This window comes from Marinobacter salicampi (genome assembly GCF_011074795.1).
In the GTDB taxonomy this organism is placed as follows: domain Bacteria; phylum Pseudomonadota; class Gammaproteobacteria; order Pseudomonadales; family Oleiphilaceae; genus Marinobacter; species Marinobacter salicampi.
Window position 1 is genome coordinate 167,269 of record NZ_JAAMPF010000026.1, and the last position, 20,957, is coordinate 188,225.

Here is a 20,957-nt window from a genome sequence, read left to right on the forward strand (position 1 = left end):
GGCCCGGGTACCTGTTTAACCAAAGGCACACGTTCAAGTAAAGGAAACCCCAATGAGTCAGTCAGTTCTTCTTCTGCCAGGTGACGGCATCGGTCCTGAAATCGTGACCGAGGCGGAGAAAGTGCTCCGCAAGGTCAACGAAAAATTCAATCTTGGCCTGAGCTTCGAGTCTGGCCTGGTCGGAGGCGCTGCCATAGACGCCACGGGCGGGCCCTTGCCCGACGAAACCATGGAGCGCGCCCAGAAAGTGGATGCCATTCTCCTTGGCGCTGTCGGCAGTCCCAAGTGGGATAACCTGAAGATGGAGCTGCGGCCGGAGAAAGGCCTGCTTGGCTTGCGCTCTGGGCTGCAACTCTTTGCCAATCTGCGTCCGGCGATCCTTTATCCCCAGCTTGCCTCAGCGTCTTCCCTGAAACCGGAGGTAGTATCGGGGCTCGACATTCTGATCGTCCGGGAACTCACCGGGGGTATCTACTTCGGCCAGCCCAGAGGCGTCCGCACCCTTGAAAACGGCGATCGCCAGGGTTTCAACACCTATATTTACAGCGAGTCGGAGATCCGGCGTATTGGCAGGGTAGCGTTCGAAGCGGCGCAACAACGTAACGGCAAGCTGTGCTCGGTAGACAAGGCCAACGTGCTGGAAGTGACGGTGTTGTGGCGCGAGGTGATGAACGAGCTGGCGCAGGAGTACCCCGATGTGGAGCTCACGCATATGTACGTGGATAACGCGGCCATGCAGCTTGTTCGAGCGCCCAAGCAGTTTGATGTGATTGTGACCGGAAACATGTTTGGTGATATTCTATCCGACGAAGCGGCCATGCTGACCGGTTCCATCGGTATGCTTCCGTCGGCGTCCATGAACGCAGAAAAGCAGGGTATGTTTGAGCCCTGTCATGGCTCGGCACCGGATATCGCCGGGCAGGGCATTGCCAATCCCCTTGCGACCATCCTGTCTGCTGCAATGATGTTGCGATACAGCCTGAACGCTGAAGACGCTGCCCTCGCAATAGAGGCTGCTGTAAGCAGGGTGCTTGACCAGGGGCTGCGGACCGCCGATATCATGTCGCCCGATGGTCGCCGTGTCTCTACGGCAGAAATGGGCGAGGCAGTGCTGGCCGCTCTTTAAACTGCAGTCCGGCAAACGACCGGGCTTGCTAAAACCTTCGAAACTCGACGGCAACACGATGCAGTTGTCGCGGGATAAACCCTCCTGTCCGGAACCGGCGACAAAGGTTCAGGGCGGGCATAAAATGAGGTTCAAAAGTCGCATGAAGCGAGTTGGACTAATAGGCTGGCGCGGCATGGTGGGGTCTGTCCTCATGCAGCGTATGCAGGAAGAAAACGATTTCGCCGGGATCAGTCCCGTATTTTTCTCCACTTCCCAGGCCGGTCAGGCCGCTCCGGACGTGGGCAGGGGCGATGTACCCGCACTCAAGAACGCCTTTGACCTGGACGCCCTGCAGGAGCTGGACGTGATTGTCACCTGCCAGGGTGGCGACTACACCGGTGAAGTCTACCCGAAACTCCGGGAAGCCGGCTGGAAAGGCTACTGGATTGATGCGGCCTCGACCCTGCGCATGGCGGATCACTCGGTGATCGTGCTCGATCCGGTTAACCGGAAGGTTATTGACGAGGCCCTGGATAATGACGTCAAGGACTTCATTGGCGGTAACTGTACCGTAAGCCTGATGATGCTGGCGCTGGGCGGCTTGCTGGAGAAGGACCTGATCGAGTGGGTGTCCCCCATGACCTATCAGGCAGCTTCGGGCTCAGGTGCCAAGAATATGCGGGAACTGCTCATGCAGATGGGCGCCTTGCAGGACAGTGTGGCTGATCTGCTGGCTGACCCGGGGTCCGCCATTCTGCAGATTGACCGTCAGGTTACGGAAACCATGCGCTCAGCCAGTTTCCCGACCGAGCATTTCGATGTTCCACTGGCAGGCAGCCTGATCCCGTTCATCGATAAACAACTTGAAAATGGGCAGAGCAAGGAAGAGTGGAAAGCCCAAAGTGAAGCCAACAAGATTATGGGTCGCAGCGGCAATCCTATCCCAATCGACGGTATCTGTGTGCGCGTCGGCGCAATGCGAAGCCATAGTCAGGCACTGACTATCAAGTTGCGCAAAGATCTGCCGATAGCTGAAATTGAATCCATTCTTGCGGGTGGCAATGACTGGGTTAAAGTCGTTCCCAACGATCGCGAAGCCACCATGCAGGAGCTGACACCGGCCAAAGTCACCGGAACGCTGAGCGTCCCCATAGGTCGTATCCGTAAACTGGCCATGGGCCCCGAGTATATTTCGGCGTTTACGGTAGGCGACCAGTTGCTCTGGGGCGCGGCCGAGCCCTTGCGCCGTATGCTGAGGATTCTGGTCGAACGGTAATCCGCCTTTATTGCCAACTGTGTCCGGTTTTTGAAGGCCGGCTGGGGGGCGGCAGCTGTTTTCAGCTTCCGCCCCTGTTATTTTCTCAGGCGTTTTATCACCTGCACCAGTGGAGCGGGTACGTTTTGGATACATAAATCCGGTGTCTTTTAACAAGGACAGACAGTTCCACAGGGTTCATAACCTAATGGAACAAGGTTTGGATCTGATTGATTGATTAAACTGAGCTTATCAACAATACTTGCCCAAATTGATAAATCCCTAATGATAAAAATTAGAAATCCAATTGACGAATAGAATGCAGAAGTCATCCCACCTCGTCCGATTCTGTTTGAAAAAGCAGTGCCGAATAACGGAGACTGGTAAGGAAAAAGCATGAAGGTACGCAAGCTTGCGGTTGCTCTGGCTCTTGCGGGAGGGCTTGGTTCGGGTGTTGCTCAGGCACTGGGGTTGGGTGAAGTTGAACTTCAGTCCTATCTGAATGAGCCGCTGAACGCGGAAATTGCCCTGCGGAAGACGGAAGGTATCGATCCGGAAAATATCATCGTCGAGCTCGCGTCTAAAGAGAGCTATGATCGGCTGGGTATCGACCGGGACTATTTCCTTACCAACCTCAGATTCTCAGTAGAGTCCGAGCCTGGTGGCGGTCTGGTGGTTAATGTCACCTCCCGCCAACCGGTGCGGGAACCCTATCTTAATTTCCTCTTGAAAGTGACCTGGCCCAGCGGCCGGGTTCTGCGGGAATACTCTGTTCTGGTGGATCCTCCTGTCTATGCGGAAGAGTCCGGTGTCCGGGAACAGATCCAGGCGCCGTCGGAGTCGGCCCCGAGATCCGCTGAGTCTCAGGGTTCAGCCAGTCAGAGTCAGTCCCAGGCTTCCCAGCGGGAGCAGCGGTCAGAGCCGGCTCAAACCGGGCAGCAGCGTTCAGGCACGTCCCGCACCTACGGGCCTACCCAGGCGTCCGACACCCTCTGGACGATCGCAGTAGAGGTTCGGCCAGACAGCAGTGTGACAACGCAACAGGTCATGCTGGCCTTGCAGGACCTGAACCCCGATGCCTTCATGGATGGCAACATCAACCGCCTCAAGCGTGGTCAGGTTTTGCGGACACCGACTCTGGACCAAGTCCAGAGGCGCAGTCGTAGTGAAGCCAATCGTCAGGTCGCGGCCCAGAACGAGGCATTTTCCGATGCCCGTCGCACGGTTGATGCCAGAGCCGGCGATGCAGGTGGCGCGGCAGCTGAAGCACCGGCACAGACCCAGAGCGGCGATGAATTGAGGCTGATTGCCGCTGACGAAAGCGCAGGTCGTAGTGAAGACGAGGGCGGCTCAGCCGGGGGTGCCGGCAGCGGCGACGGTGCCGACAACGGCCAGGCCGTAGCGCTTGAAGAGCTGGACCGGACCCGCCGGGAAAACGAAGAACTTTCCTCCCGCCTTGACGATATGCAGGAGCAGGTAGCCACACTCCAGCGTCTTATCGAACTCAAGAACAGCCAGCTGGCGGAAATGCAGCAGGCCGGTGGCGAGCAGGACCCTGCCGGCGGGCAGGATGCTCCGGACGAACAGGCCGTTGGCGGTACAGGGGCTGAGGCAGAAACTGACGATGACGCCGCTGGCGGCGGGCAGGCTGATGATTCGGCCACCGCAGAGCAAGGCGGCGACCTTCAGTCACCGTCTGAATCCGAGGCTGTAGCGGGAACCGATGAAGAAACGGGGACTGATGCAGAAACGGGAACCGACGTTGACGCTGCCACAGATGACGAGTCTGAGCTGGCCTCGGATGAAGTCTCTCCTGACTCCGGTACCGAGGCAGAAACAGTCGATGGAGATGGTGACGGAACTGCCACATCAGACGCCGGTTCGCCGGCCGAAAACGGCAGCGAAACCACAGCCCAGGCTGAGCCGGACGGGCAGCAGGCTGACTCCGGTACGCAGGAGCAGGAAGAGGTGGTAGCAGAGGCGCCGGCAGCGGCAGCTGAACCCGAAGCCGCCCAGTCGCCAGCTCCAGCGGCCAACCAGCCTGAGCCGGCCACCAAGGAAAAAGGCTTCCCCGGTAATATCATTGATGCTATCGCCAGTAACCCCCTGTACCAGGCGGCCCTCGGCGGCGGACTGGTACTGCTGTTGTTGCTGCTTCTGTTCCTTGCCCGCAGAAACGCCAATCGCGAGAAGGCATTCTATGAGCAGCTGAACAGCGAGACCGCTGGCGACGACGATCATTTCGCTCTCAGCGCGGAAGAGCCTGACGGCCACGACACTGAATCTGAAGAGGGCAGTGACCCCCTGGCAGATGCCGATGTTTACATCGCCTATGGCCGTCTTGATCAGGCAGCGCAATCTCTGGAAAGCGCCATCTCCCGTGAGCCAAGCCGCACGGATCTGCGTCTGAAACTGTTGGGCGTCTACGCTGACAGTCAGGACCGTGAAGCGTTCGAGAAGCAGCTTGGTGAACTGGAAGCTCTGGAAGATGAACATGCGATTGCCGAAGCGGTGGCACTCCGTTCAAGGCTTGAAGAAGCTGAATCAAGGCCGAGTATTGATGATCTTGAATCCCAGCTGAGGTCTGATTCCTACACCACACCGGATCTGCCGGAAGAGCAGCCTGTGGTCGATGATCAGCGTGGCGAAGATGAAGTTGTCGACGATACCTTTGAGTCAGCCTTTGAAGATCTGGATCTTGGCGAGGAGAAGCCTGAAGCAAGCGAGGCAGCCCAGGCAGAGCCCGAAGCGGACAGTGACAAGCCCATTGAGTTTGATCTTTCCGGTTTCGAAGACGAAAGCGACCTTGAGGAGGAAGTCTCTGACAAGGAGCTGGAAGATCTCAGTCTTGAGCTTGAGAAATCATCGGATGAGACCGATTTCAGTATCGATTTCGACTCCGATACTACCCTCGACGAGGCTAATGAACTGGTGACTCCTGAAAGTGAGGTAGAGGACCGGGCCGTCACTGAAGAGCCACTGGACCTGGAAGATGAGTTTGCGTCCCTGGATCTGGAAGAGGCCGGTCTGGACAACGCTACGGGCGACGATGTCTATCAGAAGGAGCCGACTCCGGAGCAGGCAGAGGAGCTGGTCACCTCGGAAGATGGGTCCCTGGACGAGTCATTCCTTGACGAGTTGGATGCAGAGCTGGACAAAGTGGCTGGTGAAGATACTGCGGTCGAGGGCAGCGATGAGCTTTCCGACGAGTCCCTTGATGATCTGGAGCTTGATGTATCGGACGAGGACCTTGCGCTGATGGAAGAAGTTGCTGACAGCGGCAAGGGGGATCGGCCGGCTGATCTGGAGCTGGACGATGAACTCGGCCTTGACGAAGCCCTTGACGCTGAAGAGCTCGAGGAATCCAGCGATCTAGATTCTGACCAGGCACCGCTCATTGAGCCTGAGGAGCCTGAATCCCTCGAGCCTGCGCCCAGAACACCGGAAAGTCGTGAAATCGACGATTCAGAACTGGGTGAAGAGGATGACTTCGACTTCCTGAGCGGCACCGATGAGGCTGCCACCAAGCTTGACCTGGCCCGCGCCTACGTCGAGATGGGTGATGCCGATGGCGCCAGGGACATACTGGAAGAGGTTGCTATCGAAGGCACCGATGAGCAGAAAGCGGAAGCCAAGGATATGCTTAATAACCTGGGCTGATCGTATATAATCCAAAACTGAGCGTGCAGAACGCCGGGCCCTGATTCAGGCCCCGGCGTTTTGCTTTTTATCCGTATAAACTCCGGTATTCCTCTTGTTTGAAATTCAGCCAGAATTAACCACCGACGCTGTCATTGGCGCCGGTCGTGTCGCCCTGGTGTTTGAATATGACGGCGCCGCTTACCATGGCTGGCAATACCAGAAATCCGGCATCCCCTCCGTGGAAGGAGTGTTACAAAAAGCCGTGGCCAAGGTGGCCGACCATCCCGTTGAGCTTGTCTGCGCAGGGCGGACAGATGCGGGGGTCCATGCCAGTTACCAGGTCGTGCACTTCGATACCCCCTCAGTGCGTAGCCTGCGCTCCTGGGTGATGGGCATCAATACGGCTCTTCCCGGATCGGTGTCAGTGCATTGGGCCGGAAGCGTGGTTGAAGATTTCCATGCGCGATTTTCAGCCGTTTACCGGCGTTACCGTTACATTATCTATAATCACCCTGTACGCCCGGGCATCATGCGCAGTCAGGTATCCTGGAACTACCGCCCCCTGGATGAGCTGGCGATGAATCGTGCGGCCCAGGCTCTGATAGGTGAGCATGATTTCTCATCCTTTCGCGCAGCCGGCTGTCAGTCCAGGACTCCGAACAGAAATCTCCACAGGATCGGGGTAACCCGTCATGGGGATTACGTCGTACTGGATGTCCAGGCCAATGCATTTCTCCACCACATGGTCAGGAACATTGCCGGGGCTCTGATGTCCGTAGGCAGCGGGCAGCGACCGGAACGCTGGATTCATGACATACTGTGTCAGCGCAACAGAACCCTGGCAGGGGTTACGGCCCCGCCCCACGGATTATATCTGGTCGATGTGGGGTATCCTGTCGCTTTTGGCGTACCGCCGGGGCAGGCGGGGCCCGGGTTCGCCAGGCCCTGGTTCAGTCAGTAAAGTTGAGGCGTACGAGACCTGATGAAAACCCGTGCAAAAATATGTGGTGTGACTACGCCTGAACATGCATTGGCAGCCTCGAAGGCTGGCGCCGATGCCATTGGTCTTGTGTTCTATGACCCCAGTCCCCGCTCACTCGATATTGCCCGGGCTGCTGAGATAGCCTGCCGTGTGCCTGCGTTTGTCAGCGTGGTGGGTCTGTTTGTGAATCCTGAGGCGTCCTGGGTGAGGGAAGTGCTGGCCCGGGTGCCGCTGGATCTCCTTCAGTTTCATGGTGACGAGGAGGCCGCGTTCTGCGGGCAATTTGGCCGCCGTTGGATCAAGGCTGTGCGGGTCAGGCGCCGCGAAGACATTGAAGCTGCGTTTCGGACTTACCATAATGCATCAGGTCTGTTGGTGGATGCCTACGATCCCAACCTGTTCGGTGGTACCGGTAACGGTTTCGACTGGGCACTGATACCCGAGCAGCGCCCTTTGCCTGTGATTCTGGCAGGCGGCCTGACACCTGCCAACGTCGGCCGCGCCATAGAGCAGGTAAGACCTTGGGCTGTGGATGTCAGCGGCGGTGTAGAGCACGAAGGCCCATTGGCAACAAAAGGCATCAAGGACGTATCCCGAATTAACGAATTCATGAGAGAGGTTCAACGTGTCAATTAAATTAACTGACGATATGCTCAGCATGCTTCCGGATACGCGGGGCCACTTCGGAGCCTACGGCGGCCGGTTCGTATCTGAGACTCTGATGGATTCGCTGATGACGCTGGAGCGTGAATACCTGCGTCTGAAAAAGGATCCTGAGTTCCAGGCTCAGTTTGACAAGGATCTGGCCGACTACGTAGGCCGCCCAAGCCCCCTGTATTTCGCTGAACGGCTGACCAAGAAGGCCGGCGGGGCACAGATCTGGCTAAAGCGTGAAGACCTTAATCACACCGGCGCTCACAAGGTTAATAACACCATTGGTCAGGCCCTGCTTGCCAGCTTTCTGGGCAAGACCCGTATTATTGCAGAAACCGGCGCCGGCCAGCACGGTGTTGCAACAGCGACCGTATGCGCACGCCTGGGGCTTGAATGTCACATATTCATGGGCGCAGAAGATGTTCAGCGCCAGTCGTTGAACGTGTACCGCATGAAACTGCTCGGTGCTGAGGTACATTCGGTCACTGGCGGCACACGCACGCTGAAAGACGCCATGAACGACGCCATGCGTGACTGGGTGACTAATGTGGACGACACGTTTTACATTATCGGCACGGTGGCCGGTCCCCATCCCTATCCTCTGCTGGTGCGGGACTTCCAGTCCGTCATTGGCCGTGAAACCCGCGAGCAATCCCTGCGTCAGGCCGGCAAACTGCCCGATGCACTGGTCGCCTGCGTGGGTGGCGGCTCTAATGCCATCGGCATGTTCTATCCTTTCCTGACTGATGAAAGCGTCGAACTCTACGGCGTTGAGGCGGGAGGTCTGGGAATCGACACCGGCAAGCACGCAGCTCCGCTTTCTGCCGGTCGGCCGGGTGTGCTCCATGGCAATCGCACCTATCTGATGGAAGATGAGAATGGCCAGATTTCAGGTACCCATTCGGTCAGTGCCGGTCTCGACTATCCGGGTGTAGGTCCTGAGCATAGCTGGCTGAAAGACATCGGGCGGGCTCACTATGTGTCTGTGACGGACGACGAGGCAATGGCAGGTTTTCACCTTCTGACCCGCACCGAGGGCATCATGCCTGCGCTCGAAACAGCCCACGCGGTTTCCTATGCCATGAAACTTGCGGCTGAGATGGACAAGGACAAGATGATCGTCATCAATATCTCCGGCCGTGGTGACAAGGACATAAACACGGTCGCACAGCTTGACGGTATCAAGCTGTAAGTCACCGGCTGTTCAGGTAGGCCGGACCAGCATGACAAGTGATGAGGCCGCTTTTCGGGGCGGATTCGAGCAATAACAAAGGAGCAGGCATGAGTCGTATTACCGGGGTGTTACAGGCATTAAAGGATCAGGGGCGCAAGGCGCTGATTCCGTTTATTACCGCGGGTGACCCCGCGCCGGACCAGACCGTTGCCCTGATGCACACCCTGGTAGACGCAGGTGCCGATATTATCGAGCTGGGGGTTCCGTTTTCTGATCCCATGGCAGATGGCCCTGTCATCCAGCTTGCCTGTGAGCGAGCCCTCGTCCATGGCACCTCGTTGCGTCAGGTTCTGGGTATGGTGCGGACCTTCCGGGAAACCGACGACCGTACGCCGGTAGTCCTGATGGGCTACCTTAACCCCATGGAAGCCATGGGTTATGGAGCGTTTGCGGACTTAGCCAAGGCGTCCGGCGTGGACGGCATACTGACGGTGGATCTGCCTCCGGAAGAGGCGGACGAAGTGGCGCCTCTGTTCACGGCTCGGGAGCTGGACGCCATATTCCTGCTGTCACCGACCACCACTGACGACCGGATAAGGGCGATCAGTGAGCATTCATCCGGTTATGTGTACTATGTTTCATTCAAGGGCGTTACCGGAGCTCAGGGCATCAATGTTGCGGAAGTCGCCGAGAAGGTGCAGCACATACATGAGTTGACCGCCTTGCCGGTTGCCGTCGGGTTCGGGATTCGGGATGCAAAAACCGCAGCCGATGTGGGCAAAGTATCCGATGGTGTAATTGTTGGCAGCGTCCTTGTGGATACAATAGCGAATAATCAGGACAATCCCGAGCAGCTCAAGAAAGCTCTGACGGATCTGTTGCACCCGATGCGGGAAGCGCTGGACGGCCTTGCTTCCTGACCCGCACCGGTGGCTGGACAGCAAGCCTTTAAGGACAGGATGACACCATGAGTAACTGGCTGGACAAGATAATGCCGAGCATGATTCGCTCGGATTCCAAGCAGCGCACCAGTGTTCCGGAAGGGCTCTGGAAAAAATGTCCCAAGTGCGGGGGGTTTCTCTATAAGCCCGAGCTGGATAAAAACCTGGATGTGTGCCCCAAGTGCAATCATCACATGCGGGTTTCCGCCAGGCGCCGGTTGGATATTTTCCTCGACCCTGAGGATCGGGAAGAGATTGCCAATGAGCTGGAGCCCTGGGACCGCCTGAAATTCAAGGATACCCGCCGGTATAAAGAACGCCTGGCTCAGAACCAGAAGGCGACCGGAGAAAAAGACGCCCTGGTGGTCATCCGGGGTCGGACCCTCGGCGTGCCCCTGGTTGCCTGTTCCTTTGAGTTTGCCTTCCTGGGCGGTTCCATGGGACAGGTTGTGGGCGAAAAATTCGTCCGTGCGGCGAACATCTGCCTGGAAGAGCGGATTCCATTGGTGTGTTTTTCTGCCAGTGGCGGCGCCCGCATGCAGGAAGCCATTCTGTCCCTCATGCAAATGGCGAAAACAGCGGCCGTTCTCGAGCGGATGAAGCAGGAAGGCATCCCCTACATCTCGGTACTGACGGACCCCGTGTTTGGCGGCGTATCCGCCAGTCTGGCCATGCTGGGGGATCTCAATATCGCTGAGCCCAATGCCCTGATTGGCTTCGCCGGCCCACGGGTCATTGAGCAGACCGTGCGTGAGAAGCTGCCGGAAGGTTTCCAGCGCAGCGAATTTCTGCTTGAGCATGGCGCTGTGGACATGATTCTCCACCGCCACAAGATGAGAGAAAGGATCGCATCGGTGCTGGCCAAGTTCACCGGTCAGGAAAAACCCGAGCGCGAGGCGCCCATTGAGTTCGAAGTGAGCGAAAAACCTGAGAGTGAAGCCCCTGAACAATAATACTGTCGGGCCTGTAACGCCGGGCCCTGATTCCTCTCTGGATGACTGGCTGAGCTACCTGGAAGCCGTTCATCCCTCTGAAATTGATCTCGGTCTGGACCGCGTATTAACGGTGCTGCGCCGGCTGATGCCGGGCAGGCCCGGCGCCCGAATCATCACGGTGGGCGGTACCAATGGCAAGGGCAGCACTGTCGCCTGTCTTGAGGCGCTGCTTTTGCGTGCCGACCGGAAGGTGGGCGCCTATACGTCGCCCCATCTGCTGCGCTATAACGAGCGGATACGGATCAATGGTCGGGACGTCCCGGATTCCGCGATAATTGACGCGTTTGTGCGCATCCAGGCAGCCCGCGGCTCCGTTTCGCTCACCTATTTTGAGTTCGGTACGCTGGCTGCTTTCCTGGTCATGGAGGCGGCGGGCGTCGAAGACTGGCTGCTTGAGGTAGGCCTGGGTGGTCGACTTGATGCGGTCAATGTGCTCGATGCAGACCTGGCGATCATTACCTCTGTTGATATTGACCATGCGGCCTGGCTGGGGAATGACCGCGAATCCATAGGGTTTGAGAAAGCCGGTATTCTCAGAGTCAACCGGCCTGCAATCTTTGGCGACCTGGACCCGCCCCGTTCGGTTGTCCAGCAAGCTCGTGCGCAGCGTGTATCGCTATGGCGCCTGGGGGAGGAATACTGGATAAGCCATGACGGCTGTCAAGTGGAGGTTCCAGCCGCGAACCGGCGCATCCCGCTGCCGCTGATGCCGCTGCCGGTCACCAGTGTTGCAGCTGCGGTCCGTGCCGCGTTATGGCTGGCTCCCGAGCTGTCAGATAAGATCATTTTTGACGCCCTGGCCAGGGTCCGGGTGCCTGGTCGATTTGAGCGTTTGAGAGCTGAGCCGGCGATTTTCGTTGACGTCGGCCATAATCCCCATGCCGCCACCTGGCTGGCAGACAGAGTCGAAGCCGCCCGAGCAGAGGCAGGCGGGGGCGCCACCGGCCGGGTCTTTGGTATATACGCCTGTCTGACTGACAAAGATGCCAGGGGCGTGGTTTCCGCTCTTGCCAATACGGTAAATCATTGGTTGCTGACCGGCCTGGATGTGCCAAGGGGGCTGGATACAGATGTTCTCGTGCAACGCCTGGAGGGGCTTCTGCCAGAGAATGGCTATGAAATCTGTCAGTCCGTCACCGAGGCGATTGACCGCGCCTTGGTTCAGGCCAGGCCAGAGGATGTGCTGATTATTTTTGGTTCTTTTTACACGGTTGCGTCTGCCCGGTCCTATCTGCTGGGTTCTTGACCATAATCACTGTCCCCGCGCTGCGAAGACAGAGATCTTTCTTAAATATGAGTCATGGATGTCCGGTGCTTTTGAGTTATCGTGTTCAGGCGGTTAGTATCCGCATGGGGTCGGAGTCGGCCGGTTCATGACAGTTTTTGGACGGGAGAGCGAATAACGTGGATGGACTCAAGCAACGGGTAATTGGCGCGCTGGTTCTGGTGTCGCTGGCGGTGATTTTTGTGCCCATGCTTTTTGATGAGCCCCATACTGAGCGCTCGTCCCGCCTGATTGATATACCCGAGGAGCCACCGTTCCCCGAAGTCCAGCAACCGCCTGAGCCGGATGCCGAGCCGCCTTCCTATCGTCTCGAAGAACCTGTGGACACTGGCACCAGAGCCCGGCCCCAGGATGAGCCACAACCAGAACCGAGCGCGCCGGTCGAACCCGATCAGCAGCAGCCGGTTCCTGATCAGCCATCAGCCGCGCAGCAGACCCAGGTGGAGCCTCGGTCGGAGGCGAAGCCTGAGCCTGAGCCCGAACCCGAACAAGCCCCTGAACAAGAAGCGAAAACCCAGACCAGCGCCGAGTTCGCCCGTTCCCTTGAGGGCGCCTGGCTTGTCCAGCTGGCCAGCTTTGGCGATGCTGACAACGCACGCAGGCTCAGGGACAAGGTCCGCGAACAGGGTTATGACTCCCATGTTCAGAAAGTAGAGCAGGGTGACACCACGTTTACTCGCGTTTTTTCGGGACCCTTTGCCGAAAAGGCCGATGCCGAAAAGGCTAAAAAGGCCCTCGATAGCTCATTCGGCGTTAATTCGCTGGTTACCTCCGGAGGCAAGTGACCTGAACGAGTTTTCCCACGATTGCGGTTTGGTGTGGTCCGGATTCCTGATAGAATCCGCGCTCTCGTTTCTCAGCCGGGTTGCTCATGAACGCGCTGATCTGGATAGATTGGGTCATCATCGCTGTTATTGCCGTTTCAACGCTCATCAGCCTGAAACGCGGATTTGTAAAAGAAGCGCTGTCTCTCATCACCTGGGTCGGCGCCTTTATTATCGCCCGCACTTTTCACCCACAGATGCAATCTCTGCTTGAGAGCACTGTGGAAACTCCCATGGTTCGCCTGATCGCCGCGTTTGCTATTCTGTTCTTCGGCACCCTGATCATCGGCGCCCTGATCAACAATATGATCGGTCATCTGGTCAGGGCCACGGGACTGTCAGCTACGGACCGGGTTCTGGGTATGGGGTTCGGGCTGTTGCGTGGACTTGTCGTGGTCATCGTAGCCATTGCATTCACCCGTTATACACCGCTGTCAGAGGATACCTGGTGGCGAACCTCCATCATGATTGACCGGCTGGCCGTCGTGGAAGACTGGTCCAGACGCACGCTTGGCGACGAATTCGGCCGTTACCTGGGTCCTGCCGCCGAGCCGGAACCCGGCGGAGTCTCTGCTGAGGCCCGGGCCCGCTAAAATTCTTTTTTGCTCTGGAGAAGTCAGCACTTATGTGTGGAATTGTCGGAATTGTCAGTACTTCCAACGTCAATCAGACGCTGTACGACGCCTTGACCGTCCTGCAGCACCGGGGCCAGGATGCAGCGGGTATAGTGACCTTTCAGGACGACCGGTTCTTTCTGCGTAAGGACAATGGCCTGGTGCGTGATGTCTTCCGTACCCGGCATATGCGACGACTGGTAGGTAATGTCGGCATTGGGCATGTGCGCTACCCGACAGCTGGCAGCTCCAGCTCGGCTGAGGCCCAGCCTTTCTATGTCAACAGCCCCTATGGCATTACCCTGGCCCATAATGGCAACCTGACCAACGCTGACGAACTGAGCCGCGACCTTTTCCGTACCGACCTTCGCCACATCAACACCAATTCAGACTCCGAAGTACTGCTGAACGTTTTTGCCCACGAGCTCCAGAAGCTGGGCAAGCTTGACCCTACCAAAGACGAGATCTTTGCGGCGGTGGGTGCGGTCCATGAGCGGTGCAAGGGCGCCTATGCTGTCATTGCCATGGTCACAGGCTATGGCATCGTGGGCTTCCGGGATCCTAACGGCATCCGGCCGGCCTGCTATGGTGTTCGTGAGACTGCGGATGGCCATGAGTACATGATCGCGTCCGAGAGCGTCGCCCTGAGCGCCGCCGGTTTCACTCTGGTCCGGGACATTGCACCGGGCGAAGCGGTTTACATCGAGACTGACGGCACGCTTTATACCCAGCAGTGTGCCAAAGACCCCCATCTGATTCCCTGCATTTTCGAGCACGTGTATTTCGCCCGCCCGGACTCCATCATAGATAAGGTGTCCGTCTACAAGGCACGCCTGAGAATGGGCGAAACTCTGGCCGAGAAAGTTCTTCGGGAAAATCCCGACCACGATATCGATGTGGTCATGCCCATTCCGGATACCAGCCGTACCTCGGCGATGCAGATGGCGCACAGGCTGGGGGTCAAGTTCCGGGAAGGCTTCATCAAGAACCGATATATTGGCCGGACATTCATTATGCCGGGCCAGAAGTTGCGCAAGAAATCCGTACGCCAGAAGCTGAATCCCATTGATCTGGAGTTCCGTGGCAAAAACGTCATGCTGGTGGATGACTCCATTGTGCGCGGGACCACCTGCAAGGAAATTGTCCAGATGGCGCGGGATGCCGGCGCGCGGAAGGTTTATTTTGCGTCAGCAGCTCCGCCGGTCCGGTACCCCAACGTTTACGGGATTGATATGCCGGCGGCCAGCGAGCTGATCGCCCATGAGCTCAGTATCGAACAGATCCGGGTGCTGATCGGCGCGGACTGGCTTCTGTACCAGGACCTCGAGGATCTGATTGCCTGTGTCAATGATGTGAACCCGGAGATTGAACGCTGGGAGTGTTCGGTGTTTGATGGTGATTATGTTGCCGGTGACATCGACAAGGCCTACCTGGACCGGCTCGAGCTGCAGCGCAGTGATGAGGGTCAGGCAAAGACCAATGCCGGTGACGGAGAATTCTCCGGTAATGGCATCATCGATCTGTACAACGACGAAGACTGAGGCGAAGTACCATGACCTTGCGACGTGAAGAAACCGTGTCCATTCCCGAATCCGATCTTGAAGGGGTTTCAGTGGACACGCTCGCAGTCCGGGCAGGGCAGGTGAGAACGGACCAGCTCGAGCACGGGGATGCCATCTTTCCCACCTCAAGCTTTGTCTACGGCAGCGCCGCCCAGGCGGCCGCCCGTTTTTCCGGGGAAGAGCCCGGCAACATCTATTCGCGGTTTACCAATCCCACGGTGCAGGCGTTCGAAGCCCGCATTGCAGCCATGGAGGGGGGAGAACGCGCCGTTGCCACAGCATCCGGCATGGCTGCCATTCTCAGTACCTGCATGGCCTTGTTGAAGAGCGGCGACCACGTCATCTGCTCCAGGGGGGTCTTTGGCACCACCAACGTTCTTTTTCAGAAGTATCTTGCCCGTTTTGGGGTAGAAACCAGCTTCGTCACCCTGACTGATATGGCTGGCTGGGAAGCCGCCATTCGGCCGCACACTCGACTCATCTTTATCGAAACCCCGTCCAATCCCCTGTGCGAAGTAGCCGACATGACCGCACTTGCAGCTCTTGCGAAAGCTTCAGATGCCCTGTTCGTGGTCGATAACTGTTTCTGCACGCCGGTCTTGCAGCGCCCGTTCGAGTTTGGCGCGGACATTGTTATCCATTCAGCAACCAAGTACCTGGACGGCCAGGGCCGTTGCCTCGGAGGCGTGGTGATCGGGTCAAACAAGCTGATGGAAGAGGTATACGGTTTCCTTCGCTCGGCGGGTCCGACCCTCAGCCCGTTCAATGCCTGGGTCTTCCTTAAGGGGCTGGAAACCTTACCGATCCGTATGCGCGCCCACTGTGAGAATGCGCTAGAGTTGGCTCACTGGCTGGAACAGCAGCCGGGCGTGACCGAAGTGTTCTACGCAGGCCTGAGCGACCATCCCCAGCATGAGTTGGCCAAGCGGCAGCAGTCCGGGTTCGGCGGCGTTCTTTCCTTCCGGGTTGAAGGTGGTAAAGAGGGTGCCTGGGCGTTTATCGATGCCACCCGCATGATCTCGATTACAGCCAACCTTGGGGACGTAAAAACCACCATTACTCATCCCGGCACAACCACCCACGGTAGACTTTCACCGGAAGATAAAGCGCTGGCTGGCATATCGGATGATCTTGTCAGGCTGTCGGTGGGTATCGAGTCAGTGGCCGACCTCAAGAACGATCTCAACCGCGGCCTGGCGGCTCTCGCCGGTCTGCGATAGATTTTTGAAAAGCAACGGAACAGTCTGATCATTCATGGCCGAGTCAAAAAGAGCTGTAAAGACACCGGAACTGACTGAAAAACAACAGCGCTTCCGTCGCCTGGTTGCAGAGGGTGCCCGCGAGGGTACCGTTATTGCGCTGGTTGCGCTGTGCATCTACCTATCCATGGCGCTGGTGACCTTCAGCCATTCTGACCCCGGCTGGGCAAGTATCGGGCATGAAACCCATGTGTCCAACGCGGCTGGCCGGACAGGTGCCTGGCTGGCCAGCCTGCTAAAGGACTTTTTCGGTCAGGTGGCTTTCCTGTTTCCGGTGATGGTTGCGGGCTACGCCTTCATGCTTATCAGGCTCCGCCACGAACCCCTGGATCTGCATTGGCCGCTCTTCATGGTGCGCTTCGGCGGTTTTCTCCTGATCCTGTTATCGGCCACCAGCCTGCTGTCTCTGTACTCTGTTTTTGGCCTTGAGGCCTCCTCGGGTGGGGTGCTCGGCGTCGCGGTATCCGACGCCATGGTGCGCTTCTTCAACTTGCCCGCCACCACGCTGCTGCTGGTATCCATTTTCCTGTTCGCCCTGACCGTTACCCTGAGCCTGTCCTGGTTCAGCCTGATGGACTGGCTTGGTAACCAAGCCATCAGACTCAGTACAGCTGCTCGATCGCTATTTGCCCGTGACCAGAACAAAACTGGTGAAGACAAAACCGAAAAGGCGGCCCGGCCCGGCCCGGAGTCAGCCGAGCCGCCGGTTGTTCATAGCCGCGCGCCCAAGGTCAAGTTGACTCCCTGGTGGAAGCGTCTACTGGGTAAAGGGCGTAAGACCGGGCCTGCTGCTCCTTCGGAACGGCGTGAGCCACGTCTTGACGGTTTGCTGGGCCAGATCAGCGACCCCTCGCGTCTGGAAAGTTTCAGTTCCCGGGACACCGGCCAGGATGAGTATATTGAGCCCCTGTCTGCCGTCTCCCGCCCAGCAAAGGGCGAAGGTGAGACCAGGGCACGTCCTGCGGGCAAGAAGACCAGCTCTATTGTGCCCAAGTCCCTCAAGATTTCGCCTTTCAAACGGGACGAAGAGCCCGAACCGGACAAGGGCAAGGCACAACCTTCGCTGTTTGATGACATCGAAAGCGCAATACCACCCATCTCGCTTCTCGATCCGCCTGAAGAGCATAAGGAGCGGGGCTATTCGGAAGAATCCCTTGAGCATATGTCACGGCTGCTGGAAGAGAAGCTGGCCGATTTCGGCGTATCGGTAGAGGTGGTGGAAGTGAACCCCGGGCCTGTCATTACCCGGTTCGAAATCAAACCCGCGGCCGGGGTAAAGGTCAGCCGCATATCCAACCTTGCCAAGGACCTCGCGAGATCCCTTGCGGTACTGAGTGTGCGCGTGGTGGAAGTTATCCCCGGCAAGTCAGTGGTGGGCATCGAGATCCCCAACGAAGAGCGGGAAATGGTGCGGCTCAGCGAAGTGCTGAGCGCCCGGGTCTTTACCGAGTCAACTTCGGCCCTGACCCTGGCTCTGGGTAATGACATCGGTGGCAACCCCATGGTGGCAAACCTCGCCAAGATGCCGCACCTGCTGGTGGCCGGTACCACCGGTTCCGGTAAGTCGGTGGGCGTCAACGCCATGATCCTCAGCATGTTGCTGAAGGCCACCCCGGAAGAAGTACGGTTCATCATGGTGGACCCGAAAATGCTGGAACTCAGCATTTACGACGGCATACCGCACCTGCTCGCGCCGGTGGTCACCGACATGAAAGAAGCCGCCAATGCCCTGCGCTGGTGTGTTGCCGAGATGGAGCGGCGGTACAAACTGATGGCCAACATGGGCGTCCGGAATATAGCCGGTTACAACCGCAAGGTGCGTGATGCCGCTGAACTGGGCGAACCTTTGTTGGATCCGTTCTGGAAACCGGATGAATACCTGGACAACGAAGAGCAGTTCCGCCCGGAGCTTGAAACTCTGCCTTTTATCGTTGTGGTCATAGACGAATTTGCGGACATGATGATGATCGTCGGCAAGAAGGTGGAAGAACTGATCGCCCGTATCGCCCAGAAGGCCCGGGCGGCCGGCATCCACCTTATCCTCGCCACCCAGCGGCCATCGGTTGATGTCATCACCGGTCTGATCAAGGCCAATATTCCTACCCGGATGTCATTCCAGGTATCCTCAAAGATTGATTCAAGGACCGTACTGGATCAGGGTGGCGCTGAGCAGTTGCTGGGTCACGGCGACATGCTTTACCTGCCCCCCGGTTCGGGCCTGCCGGTCCGGGTTCACGGTGCCTTTGTGGACGATGATGAGGTTCACCGCGTGGTCAGTGCCTGGAAGCAGCGGGGAGATCCGGTGTATGTGGAAGATGTCCTGAGTGGGGCTGAAGGCGAGAGCCTACCGGGCGTACCTTCGCTTTCCGATGGCGGAGACAGCGAATCCGATGCCCTGTTTGATGAAGCAGTTGCCTTTGTGACAGAGGGCCGACGGGTTTCCATTTCGTCGGTCCAGCGCAAGTTCAAGATCGGCTATAATCGTGCGGCCAACCTGGTGGAGGCGATGGAAACTTCCGGAGTGGTTAGTGCAGCCGGTCACAATGGTGCCCGCGAAGTGCTGGCACCACCGCCCCCCCGAGATTAGGAGATATACATGATAGCCAAACACATTTGGGTTTGGGGCCTCGCCATGGTCGTCTCCGCGACTGCGGCCATGGCTCAGGATAATGCCAGTGCCGAGCAGCTTGCCGATGAGTTGCGCAACTATCGGACCTACCAGGCAGATTTTGTGCAGACTGTGACAGACGCCCAGGGCAACAAGGTCCAGGAATCACGGGGCAAGCTCAAGGCGAAACGGCCGGGTCTGTTTTACTGGGAGACCTCTGAACCCATGAGTCAGTATATTGTTGCTGACGGCAAAAAGGTCGAGGTATACGACCCTGACCTTGAGCAGGTCACGGTCCATCCGCTGGATGAGCAGATTGCCAGTACCCCGGCCCTGCTGCTCAGTGGCGAAGTGGACAATCTCCAGGAGACCTACCAGGTAAGGTCGCGTTCCTTCGGTGATAAAACCATGGAGTACACACTGGAGCCCCGCAGCGAAGACTCGCTGTTTCTGTCCCTGACCATGACATTCTACTCTGGCGAACTCCAGGAAATGCGCCTTAACGATTCCCTGGATCAACGCAGCGTGCTGCGGTTCGACAATATAGAGATCAATGAAGACATTCCCGACAGCAAGTTCGAGCTCGATTATCCGGAAGGCGTGGATGTGATTCAGGGCAACGGCTGATGCAGGCGGGGCTTTTTACGGACCAGCGGGGGTTCCAGCCTCTGGCGGCGCGTATGCGGCCCCGGGATCTGGATGAGTACGTCGGCCAGACACACCTGGTAGGGCCGGGCAAACCCCTGCGACGGGCCGTGGAGCAGGGCCAACTCCATTCCATGATTCTCTGGGGGCCGCCTGGGGTTGGCAAGACTACCTTCGCGCGGCTGCTGGCCAACCTGAGCGAACTCAGCTTTGAAACCGTATCGGCAGTGATGAGCGGTGTCAAAGACATACGTGAGGTCGTCGAGCGGGCAAAGCTTCGCAAGCAGGGCGAAGGGCGGGACACCCTGCTGTTTGTGGATGAGGTTCACCGGTTTAACAAAAGCCAGCAGGATGCCTTTCTGCCTCATATTGAAGACGGCTCCTTCGTATTTGTGGGGGCTACGACCGAAAACCCGTCCTTTGAACTCAACAGCGCTCTGCTTTCCCGCACCCGGGTCTATGTTCTCAAGAACCTCGATGAAGACGACCTGACGACCCTTCTTGGCCGCGCCCTGAGCGCGCCGGAAGGTCTTGCCGGTGCTGTGGCCGTGTCCAGGGACGTGCTTGCCTTGATGGCCAGCGCAGCCGGCGGGGATGCCCGGCGTGCCCTGAACATTCTCGAGGTGGGCGCTGACCTGGCCGAGCCTGATGAGCAGGGCGTTGCCCGTATCTCCGAGCATCAGCTTGAGCAGGTGCTGCAGACTAGCCTCCGACGTTTTGATAAGGGCGGTGACGTTTTCTATGACCAGATCTCGGCATTGCACAAGTCGGTCCGGGGTTCCGATCCGGACGGGTCCCTGTACTGGATGTGCCGCATGCTGGATGGCGGCTGCGATCCTTTCTACGTGGCGCGCAGGCTGGTTAGGATTGCCAGTGAAGACATCGGCAACGCCGATCCACGGGCCCTGAGGCTCTGCCTGGACGCCTGGGAAAGCCTGGAGCGGCTGGGTTCGCCTGAAGGCGAACTGGGTCTCGCCCAGGCGGTGACCTATCTGTCCCTGGCACCCAAGAGTAATGCTGTCTACAAAGCCTACAATGCCTGTGTAGCGGATATCCGCAGTGAACCCAGCCATGAGGTGCCAGTGCATCTGCGAAACGCGCCTACCAAGCTTCTGAAGAGCCTGGGCCACGGTGACGACTATCGCTACGCCCACGACGAACCCGAGGCCTTCGCAGCCGGCGAGGCCTACCTGCCCGAGGCGATACACGGGCGTCGCTACTACACGCCAGTGCCCAGGGGCCTTGAGATACGCCTTGCCGAGAAGCTTGATCGGCTTGAGACCCTGAACCAGGCCAGCAATCGTCAGCGGTACAAGTCAGGCAAAACCTGATCGGTCGATTTCCCCCAAGATGTGGCCACAGCCGCGACGGCAGGTATAATGTCCTGATTGTCCTCTTGTTCAGACAGA

General features: G+C 58.0%; 15 protein-coding genes and 2 pseudogenes. All 17 read left to right on the top strand.

All coding sequences use genetic code 11. From position 1 onward, the window contains the following. The first annotated feature begins 52 nt into the window (after positions 1 to 52). The gene (gene leuB, locus G7W63_RS14965) at positions 53 to 1,126 is read left to right on the top strand and encodes a 3-isopropylmalate dehydrogenase (RefSeq protein WP_166259821.1); all 1,074 of its coding nucleotides are present in this window, start codon (positions 53 to 55) and stop codon (positions 1,124 to 1,126) included. 142 nt (positions 1,127 to 1,268) lie between these two features. Next, positions 1,269 to 2,384: an aspartate-semialdehyde dehydrogenase gene (gene asd, locus G7W63_RS14970; RefSeq protein WP_166259825.1), complete on the top strand. Its 1,116-nt coding sequence runs from the start codon at positions 1,269 to 1,271 to the stop codon at positions 2,382 to 2,384. Positions 2,385 to 2,759: 375 nt separating this feature from the next. Then, on the top strand, positions 2,760 to 6,023 hold the full coding sequence (locus G7W63_RS14975) for a FimV/HubP family polar landmark protein (protein WP_166259829.1): 3,264 nt from the start codon (positions 2,760 to 2,762) through the stop codon (positions 6,021 to 6,023). A gap of 94 nt (positions 6,024 to 6,117) precedes the next feature. Next, positions 6,118 to 6,966, top strand: a complete 849-nt coding sequence (gene truA / locus G7W63_RS14980) for a tRNA pseudouridine(38-40) synthase TruA (protein ID WP_166259834.1) — start codon at positions 6,118 to 6,120, stop codon at positions 6,964 to 6,966. Between the two features lie 21 nt (positions 6,967 to 6,987). Beyond that, the gene (locus G7W63_RS14985) at positions 6,988 to 7,623 is read left to right on the top strand and encodes a phosphoribosylanthranilate isomerase (protein ID WP_166259839.1); all 636 of its coding nucleotides are present in this window, start codon (positions 6,988 to 6,990) and stop codon (positions 7,621 to 7,623) included. 13 nt (positions 7,624 to 7,636) lie between these two features. Continuing rightward, entirely contained in the window at positions 7,637 to 8,833 is a 1,197-nt protein-coding gene (gene trpB, locus G7W63_RS14990) for a tryptophan synthase subunit beta (RefSeq protein WP_207308967.1), read from the top strand. An 89-nt stretch (positions 8,834 to 8,922) separates the two neighbouring features. Beyond that, positions 8,923 to 9,735, top strand: a complete 813-nt coding sequence (gene trpA / locus G7W63_RS14995; protein WP_166259846.1) for a tryptophan synthase subunit alpha — start codon at positions 8,923 to 8,925, stop codon at positions 9,733 to 9,735. Positions 9,736 to 9,782: 47 nt separating this feature from the next. Continuing rightward, entirely contained in the window at positions 9,783 to 10,709 is a 927-nt protein-coding gene (gene accD, locus G7W63_RS15000) for an acetyl-CoA carboxylase, carboxyltransferase subunit beta (RefSeq protein ID WP_166259849.1), read from the top strand. After that, positions 10,690 to 11,997 (top strand): bifunctional tetrahydrofolate synthase/dihydrofolate synthase, encoded by a 1,308-nt coding sequence (gene folC / locus G7W63_RS15005; RefSeq protein WP_166259852.1) that lies wholly within the window; start codon positions 10,690 to 10,692, stop codon positions 11,995 to 11,997. The genes accD and folC overlap by 20 nt, the downstream gene beginning before the upstream one ends. A 158-nt stretch (positions 11,998 to 12,155) precedes the next feature. Further along, positions 12,156 to 12,821: an SPOR domain-containing protein gene (locus G7W63_RS15010; protein ID WP_166259855.1), complete on the top strand. Its 666-nt coding sequence runs from the start codon at positions 12,156 to 12,158 to the stop codon at positions 12,819 to 12,821. Between the two features lie 86 nt (positions 12,822 to 12,907). Further along, on the top strand, positions 12,908 to 13,453 hold the full coding sequence (locus tag G7W63_RS15015) for a CvpA family protein (RefSeq protein WP_166259858.1): 546 nt from the start codon (positions 12,908 to 12,910) through the stop codon (positions 13,451 to 13,453). Positions 13,454 to 13,485: 32 nt separating this feature from the next. Then, positions 13,486 to 15,015: an amidophosphoribosyltransferase gene (purF, locus tag G7W63_RS15020; protein WP_166259861.1), complete on the top strand. Its 1,530-nt coding sequence runs from the start codon at positions 13,486 to 13,488 to the stop codon at positions 15,013 to 15,015. A gap of 11 nt (positions 15,016 to 15,026) precedes the next feature. Next, positions 15,027 to 16,256 (top strand): O-succinylhomoserine sulfhydrylase, encoded by a 1,230-nt coding sequence (locus G7W63_RS15025; RefSeq protein ID WP_166259864.1) that lies wholly within the window; start codon positions 15,027 to 15,029, stop codon positions 16,254 to 16,256. Between the two features lie 34 nt (positions 16,257 to 16,290). Then, positions 16,291 to 16,882: pseudogene (locus G7W63_RS20220) on the top strand (DNA translocase FtsK 4TM domain-containing protein); the annotation flags it as partial. A gap of 413 nt (positions 16,883 to 17,295) precedes the next feature. Then, a pseudogene (locus G7W63_RS20225) lies at positions 17,296 to 18,882 on the top strand (DNA translocase FtsK); the annotation flags it as partial. 9 nt (positions 18,883 to 18,891) lie between these two features. After that, positions 18,892 to 19,530: an outer membrane lipoprotein periplasmic chaperone LolA gene (lolA, locus tag G7W63_RS15035; protein WP_166259870.1), complete on the top strand. Its 639-nt coding sequence runs from the start codon at positions 18,892 to 18,894 to the stop codon at positions 19,528 to 19,530. Continuing rightward, positions 19,530 to 20,879, top strand: a complete 1,350-nt coding sequence (locus G7W63_RS15040; protein ID WP_166259873.1) for a replication-associated recombination protein A — start codon at positions 19,530 to 19,532, stop codon at positions 20,877 to 20,879. Before lolA ends, G7W63_RS15040 begins: the two co-directional genes overlap by 1 nt. Positions 20,880 to 20,957 lie beyond the last annotated feature (78 nt).

Bases quoted from the DNA above. Each gene is read 5' to 3' on its own strand.
- leuB (WP_166259821.1), top strand. From the start codon at position 53: ATGAGTCAGTCAGTTCTTCTTCTGCCAGGTGACGGCATCGGTCCTGAA.
- asd (WP_166259825.1), top strand. From the start codon at position 1,269: ATGAAGCGAGTTGGACTAATAGGCTGGCGCGGCATGGTGGGGTCTGTC.
- G7W63_RS14975 (WP_166259829.1), top strand. From the start codon at position 2,760: ATGAAGGTACGCAAGCTTGCGGTTGCTCTGGCTCTTGCGGGAGGGCTT.
- G7W63_RS14985 (WP_166259839.1), top strand. From the start codon at position 6,988: ATGAAAACCCGTGCAAAAATATGTGGTGTGACTACGCCTGAACATGCA.
- trpB (WP_207308967.1), top strand. From the start codon at position 7,637: ATGCTCAGCATGCTTCCGGATACGCGGGGCCACTTCGGAGCCTACGGC.
- trpA (WP_166259846.1), top strand. From the start codon at position 8,923: ATGAGTCGTATTACCGGGGTGTTACAGGCATTAAAGGATCAGGGGCGC.
- accD (WP_166259849.1), top strand. From the start codon at position 9,783: ATGAGTAACTGGCTGGACAAGATAATGCCGAGCATGATTCGCTCGGAT.
- G7W63_RS15015 (WP_166259858.1), top strand. From the start codon at position 12,908: ATGAACGCGCTGATCTGGATAGATTGGGTCATCATCGCTGTTATTGCC.
- purF (WP_166259861.1), top strand. From the start codon at position 13,486: ATGTGTGGAATTGTCGGAATTGTCAGTACTTCCAACGTCAATCAGACG.
- G7W63_RS15025 (WP_166259864.1), top strand. From the start codon at position 15,027: ATGACCTTGCGACGTGAAGAAACCGTGTCCATTCCCGAATCCGATCTT.
- lolA (WP_166259870.1), top strand. From the start codon at position 18,892: ATGATAGCCAAACACATTTGGGTTTGGGGCCTCGCCATGGTCGTCTCC.
- G7W63_RS15040 (WP_166259873.1), top strand. From the start codon at position 19,530: ATGCAGGCGGGGCTTTTTACGGACCAGCGGGGGTTCCAGCCTCTGGCG.